Origin of the sequence: Roseburia sp. AF42-8 (genome assembly GCF_003435965.1) — a bacterium.
In the GTDB taxonomy this organism is placed as follows: domain Bacteria; phylum Bacillota; class Clostridia; order Lachnospirales; family Lachnospiraceae; genus Roseburia_C; species Roseburia_C amylophila.
The window spans coordinates 1-598 of the sequence record NZ_QTVB01000150.1 but is presented as its reverse complement, the minus strand read 5'-3'; the positions used below and the strand labels follow the sequence as shown (position 1 = coordinate 598).

1 protein-coding gene and 1 pseudogene are annotated in these 598 nt (G+C 42.5%); both read right to left on the bottom strand.

Annotation, left to right across the window (positions count from 1 at the left end):
• Positions 1–136: 136 nt before the first annotated feature.
• On the bottom strand, positions 137–514 hold the full coding sequence (locus DW059_RS15750; protein ID WP_002584333.1) for a TnpV protein: 378 nt from the start codon (positions 512–514) through the stop codon (positions 137–139).
• Positions 474–598, bottom strand: a pseudogene (locus DW059_RS15745) (helix-turn-helix domain-containing protein); the annotation flags it as partial. The pseudogene DW059_RS15745 and the gene DW059_RS15750, both read right to left, overlap by 41 nt.

The following is a 598-nucleotide window of genomic DNA, read 5'->3' as shown; positions in this document are numbered from 1 at the left end:
CCAACCAGTATGTAATTCCAGTATTTTCGAATAATTCTATTACTTTCATTAAATCTTCTTTTGTTGTTATTTCTTTTCTACCCATACAAAGTCTCCTTTACAACTTCTAATTTGTAATAATCATTCTACCATACCGTTATGAATAAATCATCTCATGTAAAACAATTTCTTCTGCCCGGTTGTGAATGTTATTGCAACGCTGCACCCATTCCATTTGACGGGTACGCTTCAATTCCTCGGTCACGCCCTCGGCAGCTTTCATCTGCTCCATGATGGTGTCTAACCGTTTCTGTGCCTGTTCGTTCAGGTCTGCAAGATATGTCCACAATTCCCCGGTCAGGGTCAATGTGTGTAATCTGGCTGGGCAGACTTCTCTTAAATATTCCCGGTGCATCCGTCCGTACTTTCCGATGGGGCGGTGTTCCTCCGGCAACTTCAAGTCCGGGATGTAGTAATCTCCAACAAGGATATAATCAATTCCGTTTTCTTTTATTCTTGGTTTCAATTCGCTCATGTTCCTTACCTCCTGTGGAAGCAGGCTCGTCTGGTACTAACTCAATCACATCGGTAATCTCACAATTCAGCGTTTCGCAGATAC